Origin of the sequence: Streptomyces sp. NPDC001941 (genome assembly GCF_040296945.1) — a bacterium.
Lineage (GTDB): Bacteria > Actinomycetota > Actinomycetes > Streptomycetales > Streptomycetaceae > Streptomyces.
Window position 1 is genome coordinate 52654 of record NZ_JBEOYE010000003.1, and the last position, 15852, is coordinate 68505.

13 protein-coding genes and 1 riboswitch are annotated in these 15852 nt (G+C 73.8%); of the genes, 4 read left to right on the plus strand and 9 right to left on the minus strand.

Annotation, left to right across the window (positions count from 1 at the left end):
* The first annotated feature begins 29 nt into the window (after window positions 1–29).
* The 3 genes from ABT160_RS03890 (at window position 30) to ABT160_RS03900 (ending at window position 2748) form a co-directional block, all read left to right on the plus strand.
* Complete coding sequence (locus ABT160_RS03890; protein ID WP_351643167.1) at window positions 30–410, plus strand: RNHCP domain-containing protein; 381 nt, start codon at window positions 30–32, stop codon at window positions 408–410.
* A gap of 105 nt (window positions 411–515) precedes the next feature.
* On the plus strand, window positions 516–1730 hold the full coding sequence (locus tag ABT160_RS03895) for a GNAT family N-acetyltransferase (RefSeq protein ID WP_351643170.1): 1215 nt from the start codon (window positions 516–518) through the stop codon (window positions 1728–1730).
* A gap of 35 nt (window positions 1731–1765) precedes the next feature.
* Window positions 1766–1853, plus strand: a riboswitch (ZMP/ZTP riboswitch).
* Window positions 1854–1917: 64 nt separating this feature from the next.
* On the plus strand, window positions 1918–2748 hold the full coding sequence (locus ABT160_RS03900; RefSeq protein ID WP_351643667.1) for a bifunctional 5,10-methylenetetrahydrofolate dehydrogenase/5,10-methenyltetrahydrofolate cyclohydrolase: 831 nt from the start codon (window positions 1918–1920) through the stop codon (window positions 2746–2748).
* A 240-nt stretch (window positions 2749–2988) separates the two neighbouring features.
* Here ABT160_RS03900 and ABT160_RS03905 read toward each other — a convergent pair whose 3' ends face one another.
* Both ABT160_RS03905 and ABT160_RS03910 read right to left on the minus strand, forming a co-directional pair.
* Window positions 2989–3186, minus strand: a complete 198-nt coding sequence (locus ABT160_RS03905; protein ID WP_351643173.1) for a hypothetical protein — start codon at window positions 3184–3186, stop codon at window positions 2989–2991.
* A gap of 160 nt (window positions 3187–3346) precedes the next feature.
* A complete protein-coding gene (locus ABT160_RS03910) occupies window positions 3347–6637 on the minus strand; it encodes an AAA domain-containing protein (RefSeq protein WP_351643176.1) in 3291 nt (1096 codons plus the stop codon).
* Between the two features lie 351 nt (window positions 6638–6988).
* Between ABT160_RS03910 and ABT160_RS03915 the strand changes: the two genes are divergently transcribed.
* On the plus strand, window positions 6989–9025 hold the full coding sequence (locus ABT160_RS03915; RefSeq protein WP_351643178.1) for a nuclease-related domain-containing DEAD/DEAH box helicase: 2037 nt from the start codon (window positions 6989–6991) through the stop codon (window positions 9023–9025).
* A 122-nt stretch (window positions 9026–9147) separates the two neighbouring features.
* Here ABT160_RS03915 and ABT160_RS03920 read toward each other — a convergent pair whose 3' ends face one another.
* The 7 genes from ABT160_RS03920 to ABT160_RS03950 all read right to left on the minus strand — a co-directional run bounded on the left by ABT160_RS03920 (window position 9148) and on the right by ABT160_RS03950 (window position 15701).
* The gene (locus tag ABT160_RS03920) at window positions 9148–9879 is read right to left on the minus strand and encodes a 4'-phosphopantetheinyl transferase family protein (RefSeq protein WP_351643181.1); all 732 of its coding nucleotides are present in this window, start codon (window positions 9877–9879) and stop codon (window positions 9148–9150) included.
* Window positions 9880–9890: 11 nt separating this feature from the next.
* Window positions 9891–11192, minus strand: a complete 1302-nt coding sequence (locus ABT160_RS03925) for an MFS transporter (protein WP_351643183.1) — start codon at window positions 11190–11192, stop codon at window positions 9891–9893.
* 85 nt (window positions 11193–11277) lie between these two features.
* Entirely contained in the window at window positions 11278–11463 is a 186-nt protein-coding gene (locus ABT160_RS03930; RefSeq protein WP_351643185.1) for a hypothetical protein, read from the minus strand.
* Between the two features lie 83 nt (window positions 11464–11546).
* Window positions 11547–12869: a glutamate synthase-related protein gene (locus tag ABT160_RS03935; protein WP_351643188.1), complete on the minus strand. Its 1323-nt coding sequence runs from the start codon at window positions 12867–12869 to the stop codon at window positions 11547–11549.
* Complete coding sequence (locus ABT160_RS03940) at window positions 12866–13849, minus strand: asparagine synthetase A (protein ID WP_351643191.1); 984 nt, start codon at window positions 13847–13849, stop codon at window positions 12866–12868. Before ABT160_RS03940 ends, ABT160_RS03935 begins: the two co-directional genes overlap by 4 nt.
* 56 nt (window positions 13850–13905) lie before the next feature.
* Window positions 13906–15282, minus strand: a complete 1377-nt coding sequence (locus ABT160_RS03945) for a methylaspartate mutase (protein ID WP_351643194.1) — start codon at window positions 15280–15282, stop codon at window positions 13906–13908.
* On the minus strand, window positions 15279–15701 hold the full coding sequence (locus tag ABT160_RS03950) for a cobalamin B12-binding domain-containing protein (RefSeq protein ID WP_351643196.1): 423 nt from the start codon (window positions 15699–15701) through the stop codon (window positions 15279–15281). The genes ABT160_RS03945 and ABT160_RS03950 overlap by 4 nt, the downstream gene beginning before the upstream one ends.
* Window positions 15702–15852 lie beyond the last annotated feature (151 nt).

Here is a 15852-nt window from a genome sequence, read left to right on the forward strand (position 1 = left end):
GGCACACCTCACGAGGAGACGTCCCGACGATGTCCCGCAACGGCAACACCTCCAGACGCGCCCGCACCGAGGCGCGCGCCCGCTCCTTCCGCTGCCTCCAGTGCGGTCTCGACGTACCGATGACCGCCGCGGGCACCGGCCACCGCAACCACTGCCCGCACTGCCTGTGGAGCCGTCACCTCGACGACACCCCCGGCGACCGCGCGGCGGAGTGCGGGGCCCGGATGGAGCCGCTCGCCATCTCCGTGCGCGGGGACGGCGAATGGGTCCTGATCCACCGCTGCGTGCACTGCGGCGTCCTGCACGCCAACCGCACGGCGGGCGACGACAACGCCCTGCCGCTGACCCGCCTCGCGGTGGGCCCGCTGGCCAGACCGCCGTTCCCGCTGGAGCGCCTCGCCGCGCTCTGACGCCCGGGGCGCCGCCTCCCGCGGGCGGCGCCCCGCCCACGCGTTCCGGGCGGGCGTGGCGAAATACGGATGCCCGTCCGAAATGCGCGAGTTACAGTCCGCAGTATGGACATCCGTGCCGTGCCCGAAGCACACATCGACCGCGCACTCGAACTGGCCTACCTCGTCTTCCACCACCGCCCCGACGAGGCGCGGCGCAAGCACTACGCCCAGCTGATGCTGGACTGCGAGCGGATCGGCGCGTACGACGGGGACGTACTGGTCGGCTTCGCCGCCGCGTTCCGCTTCACCCTCTCCGTACCGGGCGGCGAACTCCCCTGCCCCGGGCTGACGTTCGTCTGCGTGGCACCCACCCACCGGCGGCGCGGCGTGCTCACCGCGATGCTGCGCGAGCTGTTCGCGCGCTGCACCGGGCAGGGCGCCCCGGTCACCGCGCTCTGGGCCTCCGAGGACGTGATCTACGGCCGCTTCGGCTTCGGCACCGCCACCCAGGGGCTCACCCTGGAGGTCGACTCGCGGCGCCCGCTGGCCCTGCGCGTCGAGCCGGACGAGCGGCCGCTGCGACTCGTCGACCCGGCGGACGCGCCCGCGCTCCTCGGCCCGTACTACGAGCGCACCCGCGCCGAGCGGGCCGGCCGGATCGCCCGTGGCGCGTCCTGGTGGGCGGACGAGTGGCTGGTGGAGGAGGACGAGGACGACGACGAGCTGAGCCCGCCGCGGGTGGTGGTCCTCGGCGACCCGGTCGCGGGGTACGCGGTCTACCGCACCAAGGGCGAGGACGAGGACGCGCACCGGCCGGGACTGGTCCGGGTGGACGACCTGGAGGCGGACGGCCCCCGGGAGGCCGCCGCGCTCTGGCGCTACCTGGCGTCGATCGACCTCACCGGCCTGGTGCGGGCGTGGGGCGTGCCGCTGGACGAGCCGCTGCTCAGGTTCGCCGGAGACCGCGACCAGGTGCGGATCACCTCGTGCTTCCCGGCGCTGCGCCTGCGCCTGGTGGACGTGGCGGCGGCGCTGACCGCCCGCTCCTGGGCGGCGGAGGCGGACCTGGTCCTGGAGGTGCGGGACGCGCACGTGCCGGCCAACGCGGGCCGCTTCCGCCTCCTCGCCTCCCCGGGCGGTGCGACGTACGGCCCGACGGACGCGGCGGCGGACCTGGTCCTGGACGTCCGCGACCTGGGGGAGTGCTACCTGGGCGGCTCGGAGGTGGGCGCGCTGGTGGCGGCGGGGGTGGTGGAGGAACGCACGAAGGGGGCGGCGCGGGCACTGGACGAGGCGCTGCGCACGCCCCGGCTGCCGCACACGGTGGACGCGTTCTAGGGCCGCCGGCATCCATATGTCGACATGATTAAATGGCGCCGGGCCGTGACTGGCGCTGAGGTGGATCACCACCGGGGAGCGGCCCGGCACCGAGTGCCGCAGCCGCGCGCCTGGGCGACGTAGGACGACTTACGACCCAGGAGCCGCACCCGTGTCCCTTTCCGAACTCCCGCGCACCGCCCGCCTGATGGACGGCACCGCCCTCGCGCGCCGCACCACCGAGGAGACCGCCGCCGAGGCCGCCCGCGTCCTGGAGCGCACCGGCACCGCGCCCTGCCTGGCGACGGTGCTGGTCGGCGAGGACCCGGCCTCGGTGACGTACGTACGGATGAAGCGCCGCCGCTGCGAGCAGGCGGGCATCCGCTCGAAGCACGTCCCGCTGCCCGCGACGGTCACCACCGCCGAACTCGTCGACACGGTCACCGCCCTGTCCGAGGACCCCGGGGTGCACGGCATCCTGCTCCAGCACCCGGTGGGCCCGCACATCGACGAGCGCGCGGCCTTCGAGGCGATCTCCCCGGCCAAGGACGTGGACGGGGTGACCATGCACTCCTTCGCCGCGATGGGCTTCGGCCTGCCCGGCTTCGCGTCGTGCACCCCGGCGGGCATCATGCGCCTGCTGGCGGAGTACGAGGTCGACCTGACCGGCAAGCACGCGGTGGTGGTGGGCCGCAGCGCGATCCTGGGCAAGCCCGCCGGGATGCTGCTGCTCGGCCGGGACGCCACGGTCACCTACTGCCACTCCCGCACCACGGACCTGTCCCGCCACCTCCGCGAGGCCGACGTCCTGATCGCCGCGGTGGGCCGCCCGCGCTTCATCCGGGGCGAGGACCTGAAGCCGGGCGCGGTGGTGATCGACGCGGGCTACAACGAGGGCAACGTCGGCGACGTCGACTTCGCCTCCGCGTCGACCCGCGCGAGCCTGATCACCCCGGTCCCGGGCGGCGTGGGCCCGATGACGATCGCGGTGCTCCTGGAACAGACGGTCCACGCGGCGAGGACCCAGCTGGGCCTCTAGGACCTGTCCGGTCGCTCACGCCTGGGCCGCGGCGCCTGGCACTTCCCCAAGCTCTCGGCTTCGCTCGAGCAGGGGAGACCCCATTGCTCGCTGCGTTCTCGTCGGTCGACAACGCTCCGCGTTGCTTCCCTCCTCCGCCTTGCGATCGCACGCACCAGCCACCGCTCACCAGGACCAGAAGTCGCCCGGCACCGATGCCGGCGTGATCGACCGGACAGGTCCTAGCCACGACGGCCCCGCTCACTGCACGAAACTGCTGAAGGCGGCGAGGGCGGAGTCGAGCGCGGACTGCATGGTCGACGCGGCGGAGGTGTCGGCGAGGTAGAAGCCGAACCCGGCGCAGATCAGCACGTGCGACAGCTTGACGCCGCCCTTCCGGAACAACAGGAACGCGGCAACTGCCAGCACCAGCAGTATCGGCAGATGCAGGGAGTTCATGGAGGTTCACCTCGGCTGCCTCCCCCCGGCTTCATGGGTGCGGCACAACGCTACGTCGACCGGTGACGTCCTGCCATTCGGGCGAACACGGTGGGTGATGGGCGCAGGTGGGGGCCACCGTCGTGGATCGCGTCGGGCCGTCGGTCGGGCGAGCGGGGCCCTACCGGCTGCCCCGTAGGCGCATGTCCTGTGTCCAGGCGCTGGGACGCCCGGACGGCGTTGCCTTGCACGTGGTGTCGTAGCAGCGCCAGAACCAGTTGCCGTTCCTCCGCCGCCGGATCTCGATCTGCGTTCCCCGACACCGGCCGCACTTCGGCGGGCGGGCGAAGGCCTCCGCGTGCTCGTGCGCCAGCAGCTTGCGGGCGAAGTACGCGCCGCGCATCGTGATCATCACCTCTCGCGTCCAGCTCTGGGACAGGGCGTTCAGGCTGCCGAGCAGCACGGTCCGCTCGTCGAACACCGCGATCTTCTGGTGCATGACGTTCATCGGGACCACTGTCCGGGCCACGGTGCGGAGGTCCGTGATCAGTGCCTGGCTCTCGGGCTTGCGCTGCAACTGGTCGGTGTCGTCACGAATGAAGACAGTGATCCGTACGCCCCGGCCGGCGGCGGCCGCGAGGAGCGGCAGCAGGGAGCGGAGCCGCTTCGCGACCCACGGCGCCCAGAGCCACAGGGAGTGCTGTGTCCGGTTGATCTCCTCGGCGAAGGTGTCGTAGAACGTGGTCTCGTCGTGGACGTCGGTCACTTCCACGTGCCGACCCAGCACCTCCGCCAGAGCCGTTCCGAACTCGCCGCGCAGCGGGACAGGGGCCGTCGGCGGAACGACGAGCTGCTTGGCCTTCAGGACTCGCACGCCCGGGGAACCGATCAGCGCGGCGAGCCGCGACAGGGCTGTTCCGGGCTTCGCGTTCTTGACGCGGGCCCCGCCGGCCACGACGTACAACCGGGTTCTCGTCCGGGTCACCGCGACGTTGAACAGCCGGATGCCGTTGCGGTGCCAGGCTTCGGCCCCCGGCTGCCGGTGGGCGAGGGCCATCCACAACTCCCGGCTGTCACCGCTGCCTTCCACGGTGTCGAAGACGACGACGTCGAACTCCCGGCCCTGGAACCGGTGGGCCGTGCCGACCTCCGCGAGGGGACGCCCCGTGCCTTCGACGTCGCGCAGGGCCTCCAGGGTGGCCTCGGCCTGGACGCCGTACGGCGTGACGATGCCGGCTTCCTCCCCCTGTTCGCGGTGGAGTTCCACCAGGGCCCGAGCGATGAGCGACCCGGCGGGCCACCATCCCTTGCGGCTGCCGGTCAGGTGGACGCGGGCCAGATCGTCCAGCCCGTCGGTGTCGATGAGGACGATCTCGGGGTCGTTGTCCGGTCTCTCCCGCAACGCCTGCGGACCGCCCGTGAGGACACCGCCGTACGCCAGGTCGTTGGCCAGGCGCATGACGGCGGGGCCGAAACGGTGCTGTTCGGTGAGCGTGACGCACGACGGATGCGCCTCGGCGTCCGACGGTTCGTGGATGCCGCAGTGCTGGAAGACGTCCGGGTGCAACCACCGCTTGATGTCCGGGCGGTCGTTGTCGCCGAGAGCCGGCGGGATGACCGGCCCGAGCTGCATGAAGTCCCCGAGGAGGACGGCTGCCCGGCCTGCCTTGCCCGCGGCGAGCAGCACCTCGGGAAGGGTCGCGGCACCCGCTTCGTCGACGAGCACCACGTCGTACGGCCCTTCCAGGACCGTCCGGTTGGTGCGAAACCGCGCCAGGGTCGTGGCAACCAGCTTGGCCGACTTGATGATCTCGCCCTGGGCGTTGCGTGCGAGCCGTTCGTACCCCTCCTGCGCCTGCTGGTACTGCTTCTCCAGGTCCGGGCGGCGGGTGCGGTCGGCTGCCACCGCGGGACGCAGCCGTTCGGCCCGGTCGTGCTGGGCCGGCCAGCCCCTTCTCGCGGCTCCTTCGGCCAGCTCCTGGGCCCGCCGGGCGCGGGCAGCGGCCTCGGAAGCCCTGATCGCCTCCCGCTCGAGGGCGAGTGCCTGCTGCCCGGCCTGCTCGCGCGCGGCCACGAGCGACACGGAGTCGGCTTCGAGCTGGCGGATCTGGTCGCGGCTGAGCGGGATGGCCTCCGTCAGCACGTTGATACGGGCACCGATACGGGCGATGTGGGCGGTCGCGACGGTGCGGGCTTCCTGCGCCGCCGTGCGGGCTTCGTCCGCTGTCCGCCGGGATCGCGCCAGCTCGTCCTCAAGGGCGGTGATCGTGCCGCGCTGACGCCACCTGCCGACGGCTCCCTTCGCTTCGAGTGCCCTCAGCCTGAGCTCCAGGGCCCGTCGCTCGTCCTCTGCGAGCAGCGCGTCGGCCTCCCTGTTCCCGGCCGCCTCCCGCACACGGATGACCTCCTCCGAGAGGTTGTCGACTTCGCGCCACTGGACCTTCGCCGCGTCCGCGGCCCGCTGGCGAGCGTGCGCCGTCCCGACGGCCTCCCCGAGGTCGTGCAGGCGCTGGACCACCTGGCCGAGCCGCTCTTCCGCCGCTGCCGTCCGGGCTTGCGTCGCCGCCGCGTCCTGTCCGGGCGTCCGTACGAGCTTCAGCGCCGCGAAGTAGGCGGGAGCGTCGAACTCCTCAAGCTCGCTGTCCAGCACCGCCAGCTGTTCGGCCCGGTCCCGGACGGCGACGAGTTCGGCCTCGAGCGCCGTGCGCCGGGCCGCCGCCTCGCTCAGCCGGGCCCGGACCATCAGGGGGAGAGACACGGAAGGGTCCTCGGCCACCTCGCGCAGGTGCGGCGGTCCCACTCGGACGATGTCACCGGACCCGTGGCGCTTCTCCCGCACCACCCCCAGTAGCGCGTTGTCCACGGCGATGTTCGTCGCGGACACGAGCAGCACGCGCCGTCCCTGGGCGATCAGATCGCCGATGGCCCGCTTGAGCACGGTGGTCTTCCCCGTCCCCGGTGGCCCCCACACGAGGTGGACGCCTTCGCCCAGGCACGCGCGGTAGGCGTCCGCCTGGGCAGGGTGGAAGCCCGGCGGGTCGGCGGCGTGGACCGATGATCCACCGATCGCGGCGGTCGCGAGGGCCGTGGCGAGTGGGTGTTCCCCCAGTCCTGCGATGCCGTCGCGCAGGGCCTCGACCAGGAAGGTGGGCGGCTGCTTGAGCATCCACAGGTGGGGGTCGGTGATGTCCGCGAACTCCGGTACGACCAGGGTGAGCAGAGATCCGTTCTGCACGGTTTCGGAGACGGCGAAGCCCTTGGCCTCGATGCCGTCGCCGTCCGGTCCGGCCAGCCTCAGCGAGTCGAGCTGCTCCGGGCCGATGTCGGAGCCCCGTAGATCGACCACGTACCGGCCCGGATCACCGCTGCGGGCCGCCCGCCCGACGAGCTGCCACCGTGCGGGCTTGCCCGCGCCGCCCTCGACGGCGATCCACTCGCCGAGCGCCGAGGCGATCTCCTCGCGCCAACCCACCCACCACCCCCGATCCGTCCGGTCCGGTCACCGGTCCGCCGCACCCTGTCCACCTGCTCGTTGTCACATAAAGTGAACGACCGATGGTGGGCAGGCTCAACGTGGTCGTGAGCCGACCGTCCGTCGGGATTCGGCCAGTTGCGGTCTTCTGGACCGTGGCCGTGCCCGCGGGGATGAACGTCCCGCTGTGAACCAGAGGCCTCCGGCCGGGCGGCACAGCCCGGCGCGGGAAGCCCTGTCGCAACGGTCGCGGACCGTCCTATGCTCGCCACTCCGCGTACTGAGGGGGCAGGTATGGCGGCAGGAGGTTCGGCGTCGCGACGGGCGCAGGAGGCACGACGGCAGGAGCGGTTGCTGCGTGAGCAGTGGCAGGCAGCCCGTCGGCAGGCGCGTCAGTGGGAAGCGGCGAGCGAGGGGGAACGCCGGGTCGCCGCTCAGCTCCTGGTACTCACCGACCGCGGATGGCGACTGCTCGTCGATCGCCGATGGCCGGGAACTCGCGCCGCCAACGTGGACATGTTGATGGTGGGACCTGGTGGTGTCTTCGTCATCGACGTCAAGAACTGGCGCTCTGCCCCGGAGGTCTCGGACGGCAGACTCCGTGCTGGAGGCGAGTCGCGCGACGGGCACGCGGCGAAACTGCTCGCGGTCACCAAGGCCGCCGAGGGGGCGGTCGCGTCGCTCGGTCTGTCTCCGGTGGCAGTCCAGCCGCTCATGGTGTTCGCGGGGCAGAGGGTCGACGCCGGCCTCGACCGGATCCGGCTCCTGGGAGAGCGTGAGGTCGCCCCCGCGCTGCTCTCCGAGTGCCGTCGACTGCGTGCGGAGTCCGTCCGGGCGATTGCCGACCACTTGGAACGAGTCTTCCCCGACTACGAGGGATCGGCGCTTGCGCAGAGGATTCCTCCGCTTCCCGAGCAATCGCAACAGGAGCCGCCTGAGGGGCTGTTCGATCTGGAGGGCCTGCGGGACGCGGCCCTGGAAGAGGCGTTGCGGGCCCCGATCGAGCAGTGGATGACCTTTCTCCACCCCGACCAGGTTGCCCTGGTGCGCCGCAATTGGGCCGGTCCGGCGCGCGTCAGCGGTCCGGCGGGTACGGGAAAGACCGTGGTCGGACTGCATCGCGCCGCCCACCTCGCCAGGCGCACCGGCGGCCGGATCCTCTACGTCACGTTCGCCAACAACCTGCCCCGAGTACAGGGCACCTTCCTCAGGACCATGGCCCCGGCCGTCGCGGAACGCGTGGAGTTCCGCAGCCTGCACTCCTGGGCGCAGGAGTTCCTCCACGAGCGAGGCGTCCCCGTGCGGCTGCACGGAGACAAGGCCGAGACCGCCTTCAGCCTCGCTTGGAAGCACGTCGGGCGCGACAGCTGCCTGGCCGAGATCGATCCGGCGCCGCTGTACTGGCGCGAGGAGATCGACCACGTCATCAAGGGGCGCGGCATCACCTCCTTCGAGGAGTACGCGATCGTGCCCCGGCGCCGGCGCCGGGCGAGCCTGCGCCGCCCGCACCGGCAAGCGGTGTGGGCACTGTACGAGGCGTACGAGTCGCTCCGCGTCGAGCGTGGCGTGCACGACTTCAACGACGTGCTGTCGCTGGCCCTGGCAGAAGTGGTGCGTCACGCGGGGCGACAGCCGTCGTACGCGGCCGTCATCGTGGATGAGGTCCAGGACCTCACGCTCGTCGGAGTCCGTCTCCTGCACGCACTGACCGGTGACGTCGCCAACGGCCTGCTGCTGATCGGTGACGGCCAGCAAGCCGTCTATCCGGGTGGGTTCCGCCTCGCTGACGCGGGCATCGACATTCGGGGCGACCGCGGACAAGTACTGCGCACCAACTACCGCAACAGCAAACAGATCCTTGACGCCGCGCTCGCGGTCGTGGCCGACGACGCCTTCGAGGACATCGACGGCCTGCGTACACCCGGCCGCCGCGAGGTCGACGTCACCTACCACGACGGGCAGGTGGTCCGCGTCACGAGGCCGACCGTGAGTGCTCATGACCAGGCGCTCCTGGAGGCCCTGCGCGCCCTGTCCGACGCCGCACGGGCGGACGCCGCGGTGCTGTGCCCGTCCATGCGGTCCATCGGCCATTACCAGCGACTGCTCACGCAGGCGAACGTCCCGGTATGCCTGTTGGAGCACTACGACGGCCGCCCCGTCGACGCGGTCAAGCTCGGCAGCTACCGAAGGGCCAAGGGTCTGGAGTTCAAGCACGTGTACCTGCCCCAGCACGACGCGGCCCTGCCGAACGCGGCGTCAGCCGGCACTCCCGGTGCTGCTGGCGTGGTCGAAACGGCCCAGGAACGCGAGGAGTTGCTGCGGAGCCAGCTCTTCGTGGCGATGACTCGGGCGCGTGACCTGTTGTGGCTGGGCAGTGTGGCGCGGTAGCGGCAGCGACGCGTCCGCGGTGGGCGTCGCCCCTGACCCAGGCGCACCCCGTCCCCGCCCGGGCCCCTGCTGGGCGGACGGGGGGACGGGGGACGGCGGACGGGGGACGGGGCTCCTTCCGGTCAGGGCACCCGCAGTGCCACCGCCGCGCAGTGGCCCTCGGGGACCGAGACGTCCATCAGGGACCAGCCGGGGATCGGGGCCGGGGTCGGGCCCGAGCCGACGTAGTCGGACGACGGGTCGGCGGAGAGGCCGACGCCCAGGCCCTTGAGGTAGGCCTCCTTGCGGGTCCAGACCCGGGTGAAGGCCAGTGGGCGGTCCGGGGCGGGGAGCAGGGCGAGTTCGGCGGCTTCCCGGGGGTGCAGGACCGAGAGGGTGTCCGCGATGGTCGCGGTCGGGACCAGCTCCTCCACGTCCACGCCGACCGGGGCGGTCGCGAACGCCAGCAGGCTCAGGCCCGCCCCGTGCGAGAGCGAGAAGTGCAGGGCGCCGCCCGGCAGGACCGGGCGTCCGTGCGGTTCGTCGCAGTGCGCGCAGGGAGCGCGTTCCACGGTCACCTCGCGGGGCGACAGGCCCAGGTAGGCGCCGAGCAGACGGCGCAGCGCCACGTGCGCGCAGACGTAGGAGTCGCGGTCGGAGTTCCGTACGAACTCGGCGGCCCGGGTGAGCTCCTGGGCGTCCAGGGTGGCGGGGGCCCGGCGGTGGGCGTGGTCGCGGTACTCGGTGGTGTCCACCAGCCACACCTCGGGTCCCGGGGCGGGGCGGGCGCTCACCGTGACGGTCTCGCCCGGGTCGGGGCCGGGGTCGGTCAGCCGCTGGGGGACCAGCAGCCGGGGGACGGTCAGGACGGTCATCGGGTTCCCCTTCAGACGGCGGCGGGCACGGGCAGGTCGGCGCTGGTGGCGACGGCGGGGGCCGGCTCCTCGGCGCGCGCCGGGTGGCGCAGGGCGAGGACGGCGGCCACCGGGGAGACGAAGGCGATCGCCCCGCACACCAGCCAGGTGGTCTGCACGCCGAGCCACAGGGACAGGCTGCTGAAGACGGCGATGGAGAGCGGGGCGGTACCGATGCCGGCGAGCGACAGCGTGGACATCGCGGCTCCCATCCGCTCCTCGGGCGCGGACTGCTGGTAGAGGGTGACGATGGCGGGGCCGTTGAGCCCGGAGAGCAGGCCCACGCCCGCGGCGACGGCGGTCAGCGAGACCACGGACGGCATCAGGGCCATGACCAGGATGCCCGCGGCCAGCCCGGCGCCGGTGACCACCAGGCGTACGTACATCGGGATGCGGTGCGCGAGGGCGGCGCCGAGCGCGCTGGAGCCGAGGGCCCCCACGCTGAAGGCGGCCAGGACCACGCCCACCGCGCCGACGCCCCAGCCCCGCTGGGACACCAGCAGCGGCAGCGCGACCTCGGCGGGCCAGGAGAAGGCGAGGTCCAGGCAGAGCGAGGCGATGAACATCCAGCGCAGCCGGGGGTGACGGGCGAGCAGCCGGAAGCCGTCGCCGGAGCGCTTGACCAGGGAGACGCCGGGCTCCGGCTCGGGCCGGGTGAAGCCGTGCGTGACGTGCAGGAGGCAGCCGAGCCAGACGGCCCCGGTGAGGGCCCCGACGGCCAGGGCGACCCAGAGCTCGCCGACCGTGATCAGGAAGGCCCCGGCGGGCGCGCCCAGGATCGGGGCGACCCGCAGGACCATCGCGTAGAGGGAGTTGGCACGGGCGAGCTGGTCCCCGCGCGCGAACATCGGCAGCAGCACCCCCGAAGCGGGTCCGGCCAGGCCCAGCAGCACCCCTTCGACGAGGGCGATCACCACCAGCGGCCACAGCGTCTCGGTGCCGGCGACGACGACGGCGCCTGCCGCCAGGAGCGCCACGCGGGCCGTGGTGGTGCGCAGCAGGACGAACCGGGGGCCGAGCGTGTCGGCGATCGCCCCGCCGAAGATCAGCATCAGGGCGCGCGGGACCGTGGCGGCGAGCATCAGCAGGGTGACGGCACGGGTGCCGCCGATCTCGACGGCGGTCCAGTTCATCGCGATGAGCAGGGCGAAGCTGCCGAGCTGGACGGCGGCCTGCCCGCTGACGAGGGAGGCGACGCGGCCCCACGGGACCGGCGGCTGCTGCGGCGCGGCGGATCCCGTGGTGTCGGTGCCGGGGGCGTCGGTGGTGGTCATGGGCGGAGTACCCGTTCTCTGGGAGGAGCCGAGGGAGGAGGGGGGAGGGGGAGGAAGGAGGAGGAGGAGGCGGGTGCGGGTCCCGTCAGGCGGCCAGGGCCCGGCGTACCGCCCGGCGGGCCGCGTCGGCCGCGTCCTGCGGGCGGGGCGCCGGTCCGTACGTACGGAGTTCCAGGTGTCCGCCCAGGTGGCCGTGCCCCGCCTCGGTGAGCGCGCGGGCGGCGGCCGCCGCGGCGGGTCCCGCGCCCGGTCCGGGGCGGACGGTGAGCAAGGGAGGTCCTCCGGGGCCGGCCGGCCGGAACCGGGCGCGGACCAGGGCGCGGCGCAGCCGGGACGGGCCCGGTGCGGCCCGCCTCACGGCCGGCCCCCGGCGGGCAGCGCGGCGCCGGAGGGCGCGGGTGCCGGCGCGGGCGCCGGCTCGGGTGCGGCCGTCGGGTCCCACAGGTCGGCCGGGTCCAGGTCCTCGGTCCGGTACTTGCCCAGCGCGCTGACCAGCAGCCGCAGTTCCAGGGCGAGGGCGTCGACCAGGCGCTCCAGGCCGTGCCCGGGGTCCTCGTCCACGGCGACCAGGGCCGCCCGGCCCAGGCCCACGGCGCGGGCGCCGAGGGCGAGGGCGCGCACCGCGCGGCCGCCCTCCCAGATCCTGCCGGTGGCCAGCAGGTCCCCGGCGGGGGTCCCGATCCGGCGCAGGCACTCGCCGAGCGGCAGGCCCACCTGGTCCAGGAAGACCCGGGGCGCCCAGCCGGTGCCGCCCTCGGCGCCGTCGACGGTGACGGCGTCGGCGCCGGCGGCCCAGGCGGTGGCCGCGGCCCGGCCGATGTCACGGCCCGGGTGGAACTTCACCCAGGTCCTGGCCAGCGGGAAGTTGTTCCGCATGAACCGCAGCTGCTGGCGGACGATCTCCTCGGTGAAGGTGCCGGGGGTGGCGCAGCGCAGCCACCGGTCCGGGTCGCCGAACACGTCGCGTACGGCGAACTGCCCGGCGAGCCGCCCGGCTTCCCCGCCGCCGACCACGGTCATCCCGCCGAGGCCGGGCTTGGCGCCCTGGCCCACCTTCAGCTCGAAGCCGAGCCGCCCGGAGTCGCGCAGGGCGCGGGTGCCGGGGTCGCTGTAGAGGAGGTTCCACACCTCGGAGTCGGCGTCCTCGGTGGACTGCTGCACGACCACCCCGCCGAGGCCGTCGGGGACGGTCTCCGCGTAGACGGCGATGCGCTCCAGGAGGGCGGAGCGCACGCCGTCGCCCTCGCCGCGGCGGTATCCGTGCACCGGGACCATGTTCTCGCCGATGACCATCGGCAGGCCGAGCCGCGCGGCCTGCCGGGTGGCGGCCAGGGCCAGGTCCCCGCTGCCCGCGCGGGTGGAGCCGAAGGCCGACAGGTACAGGGGCAGCGGGGTGGTGAACCCGCCGGTGGTGCCGCCGAGTTCCACGTCCTCGTAGGAGGGTTCGCGGCCCAGGTCGATGAGCTTCTCCAGGCGCCGGGGCATGAACACCGGTGGCACGATCCGCAGCCGGTCCAGGGCGTCCGGACCCTGCGCGGGGGCGGGGGAGCCGCCCGCGCCGTAGAGCCCGCCGCCGTCGCCGTAGCCGTCGGGGGAGGGGAACACCTCGCCGGTGCCGGTGCGGGCCCGGGCCCGCACCTCGCGCTCGGGGAAGCCGTCCGCGTGCAGGGAGCTCACGGCGCGATCACCCCCGGGAGCTTCGGGTAGGCGCTGACCTGCCACAGGGCGTCCAGTCCGGTCAGGAAGCGCACCAGGCGCTGGAGGCCCATGCCGAACCCGGCGCTGGGGGAGATGCCCTCGCGGGCCAGGTCCAGGTACCAGGCGTACTTGGCGGGGTTCTCCCCGCTCTCCCGCATCCGGGTCACGATGGTGGCGTAGTCCGACTCGCGCTCGCTGCCGCTGACGATCTCCCCGTAGCCGCCGTGGGCCAGCAGGTCGAAGTTGCGCAGCACGCCCGGGCGTTCGGGGTCCTCGCGGTCGTAGAAGCCGCGCGAGCCCTTGGGGTAGTCGTCCACGAAGAAGGGCCGGTCGGCGGCGAGGGAGAGGATCCGCTCGCCCGCCCAGTCGATCTCGGCGTCGGGGCTCTGCGGGTGGCCCTCGGCGATCAGCTGGCCCACCACCTCCTCGTGGGTGCGGACCTCGAACTTGCCGGCCCGCAGCTCGGCGAAGTCCAGCTCGTCGCGGCCCAGTTTGCGCAGCACCTCGGGGACGGCCGTCCACACGTGCTCCACCACGTGGGCCAGCAGCCCGGCGGCGATCTCCTGGGCGTCCTCGCGGGTCCCGCCGGCCATCTCCACGTCGATCTGGTGGAACTCCACCAGGTGCCGTCCCGTACCGGCCGTCTCCGGCGGCTCCACCCGCACGTTCGGGGCGATGTAGAACAGTCGCGGGAAGCCCTTCAAGGACGCCTGCTTGTACAGGATCGCGCTGGTCATCAGCTTGTAGGGGCGGCCGTAGTAGTCCACGTCCAGGGCCTTCGCCCCGCGGCCGCCCGGGTCGGTGACCGGGCCCACCAGCGGCGGCAGCAGCTCGGTGAACCCCTCGCCGCGCAGGAACTGCCGCGCCGCGTACAGGGCTTCCTGCTGGACCAGCATCGCGGACCGCAGCCGCGGTGAGGCCAGGTGTTCGCCCAGCGGGGGCGGGGTGGTGAGGTCCATGTCGACTCCTTGTGCGGGGGATGGGGGTGACGGCGGGGCGGGCGGAGCGGGCGGGGTCACGACGGGCTCGCGGCGGTGACGGCGTCCCGCTCCCGGGCGGGGCGGGCCCGGGCGGGCGGGCCGTCCGGGCCGTCGTAGCGGTCGGCCACCGCGTACAGGGCCCGCAGCAGTCCGTCCGAGGTCAGCGGGGTCCGCCCGGTCGGGGACGCGTACGGGACCACCGGCATGGCGCCGGTGTCGGACCAGCGCAGCCGTCCGGCCGGGTCGAGGAAGCTCCGGCTGCGCCCCGCGTTGTCGGGGTGCAGGCAGAACGGGACGTCGAGCACGCCCCGCGCGAAGGCCGCGCGCAGCGCCCGCCCCGGGTCGTCGGAGAGCTCCAGGACGGCCTCCACCAGGGCCCGGGCCTCGCGGTACACCTCGCCGTCCGCCTCCTCCGGCTCGGGGCCGGCCACCGGCCGCCCGGCCAGGGAGGACGCGGCGGCGGCCGTCTCCAGGGCCCGGACGTTCTCCCGGACCGAGGGGATGCGGTGCGCCTCCGCGGTGGTCTTGACGATCAGGCGCTGCGCCCCGGCCCGGACCGCGAGCTGCGCGGAGTCCTCCAGGAGCCGGGTGGCGCCCCGTTCGGTGTGCGGGAAGACGCCCATGTACGCGTACAGCACCACGTGCCGGTCCACGTCCGCGGGCAGGAACTCCCGCGCGAGGCGGCGCAGCGCGCGGACGGCCTCGGCGTCCTGCCCGGGGTGGGTCTGCTGGGCGTAGCTCAGGGAGACGCTGCGGATGCCGTGGCGTACGAAGAACACCGCCTCCAGCAGGCTGATGGCCACCAGCAGTCCGGGCGGGCAGAGCTGGCCGAGCATGCAGCCCCCGAAGGTCTCCAGGTGCGGCCTGCGCGGGGCGGGCGCCAGCTCGGCCAGCAGCTCGCAGGCGCGGGCCCAGTTGTCCACCGACCGGGCGAGCGGGGTGCGGCCGTAGGGCAGGCAGTACGAGACGGGGCCGCCCTCGGTCGCGTCGAGCCCGGCCGCCGCCGCGGCCCGGATGATCGCCTCCGGGCGGGAGGAGCCGTGCCGGACCTGCACCGGGAAGGAGGCGTCGCGCACCCCGTCGAGCAGGTCCCGGGTGACGGCGGCGGGGTGGCTGGCGATGGGGTAGCCGTTGAGGCGGGCCCCCTCGTCCAGGGCGGCCCGGGCGCCGGCCAGGTCCCCGACGCGGGTGTAGCTGTCGATGGTCAGGGTGCCGACGGTGGTGGCGACGGCCCTGCGGGTACGGGACAGCCCGTGCCGCATCAGGGCGGGGTCGGCGAAGCCCATCCGGGGCTGGACCACCAGCCGGCCCGCGGCCGCCGCGGCGGCGACGAAGCCGCCGAACGACGGGTGCGGCGTGGCCGCGGGGGAGGCGGGCGCCGCCGTGGCGGGGCGGGTGGCGGTGCCGCTCATGCGGCGGCCCGCCGGTCGAAGGCGGTGTCCAGCCAGGTGCGCAGGGCGCCGGTGTCGCCGTCGTCGAACACGGCCGCGCAGCCCGCCGCCAGCAGCCGGCCGCGCTGCACCGGGTCGGGCCGGCCCGCGGTGCTCAGCTTGCCGCCGACGACGACGGGGGTGCCCAGGCCCGCCCCGCGCAGGGCGCGCACCGCGCCCAGCCCGTCGCGGTAGCCGTGCCCGTTGACGCTGCTGACGACCACGAGGTCCGGCCGGTCCGCGGCGCAGGCCGCGGTCAGCAGCTCGTCGGTGACGCACGGCCCGAGGTTGCGGACCGGGTGCCCGAGCTCCTCCAGGAACAGCTGGAGGTAGACGAGGTTCCAGGTATGGGAATCCGAGGCCGTGCCCGTCAGCAGGATGTTGACATTCCGTCGTCGCATGCTCAGAAATATAGGAAACGCCGGGCCTTCCGAGGGGAAGTTCCGGCGGCAGTATGAGGGGAACTAGCGCAATGCGGAAACGCGGCCGGCGGGCCCGGTCGAATCTCCTCCAGGCACGCGGAAGGCCGTGCCCGCACGGGTGTGGGCACGG

Coding starts and splice junctions, on each gene's coding strand:
- ABT160_RS03905 (WP_351643173.1), bottom strand. CDS start 3,186: ATGAACTCCCTGCATCTGCCGATACTGCTGGTGCTGGCAGTTGCCGCG.
- ABT160_RS03945 (WP_351643194.1), bottom strand. CDS start 15,282: ATGAGCGGCACCGCCACCCGCCCCGCCACGGCGGCGCCCGCCTCCCCC.
- ABT160_RS03950 (WP_351643196.1), bottom strand. CDS start 15,701: ATGCGACGACGGAATGTCAACATCCTGCTGACGGGCACGGCCTCGGAT.
- ABT160_RS03895 (WP_351643170.1), top strand. CDS start 516: ATGGACATCCGTGCCGTGCCCGAAGCACACATCGACCGCGCACTCGAA.
- ABT160_RS03920 (WP_351643181.1), bottom strand. CDS start 9,879: ATGACCGTCCTGACCGTCCCCCGGCTGCTGGTCCCCCAGCGGCTGACC.
- ABT160_RS03890 (WP_351643167.1), top strand. CDS start 30: ATGTCCCGCAACGGCAACACCTCCAGACGCGCCCGCACCGAGGCGCGC.
- ABT160_RS03925 (WP_351643183.1), bottom strand. CDS start 11,192: ATGACCACCACCGACGCCCCCGGCACCGACACCACGGGATCCGCCGCG.
- ABT160_RS03900 (WP_351643667.1), top strand. CDS start 1,918: ATGGACGGCACCGCCCTCGCGCGCCGCACCACCGAGGAGACCGCCGCC.
- ABT160_RS03940 (WP_351643191.1), bottom strand. CDS start 13,849: ATGGACCTCACCACCCCGCCCCCGCTGGGCGAACACCTGGCCTCACCG.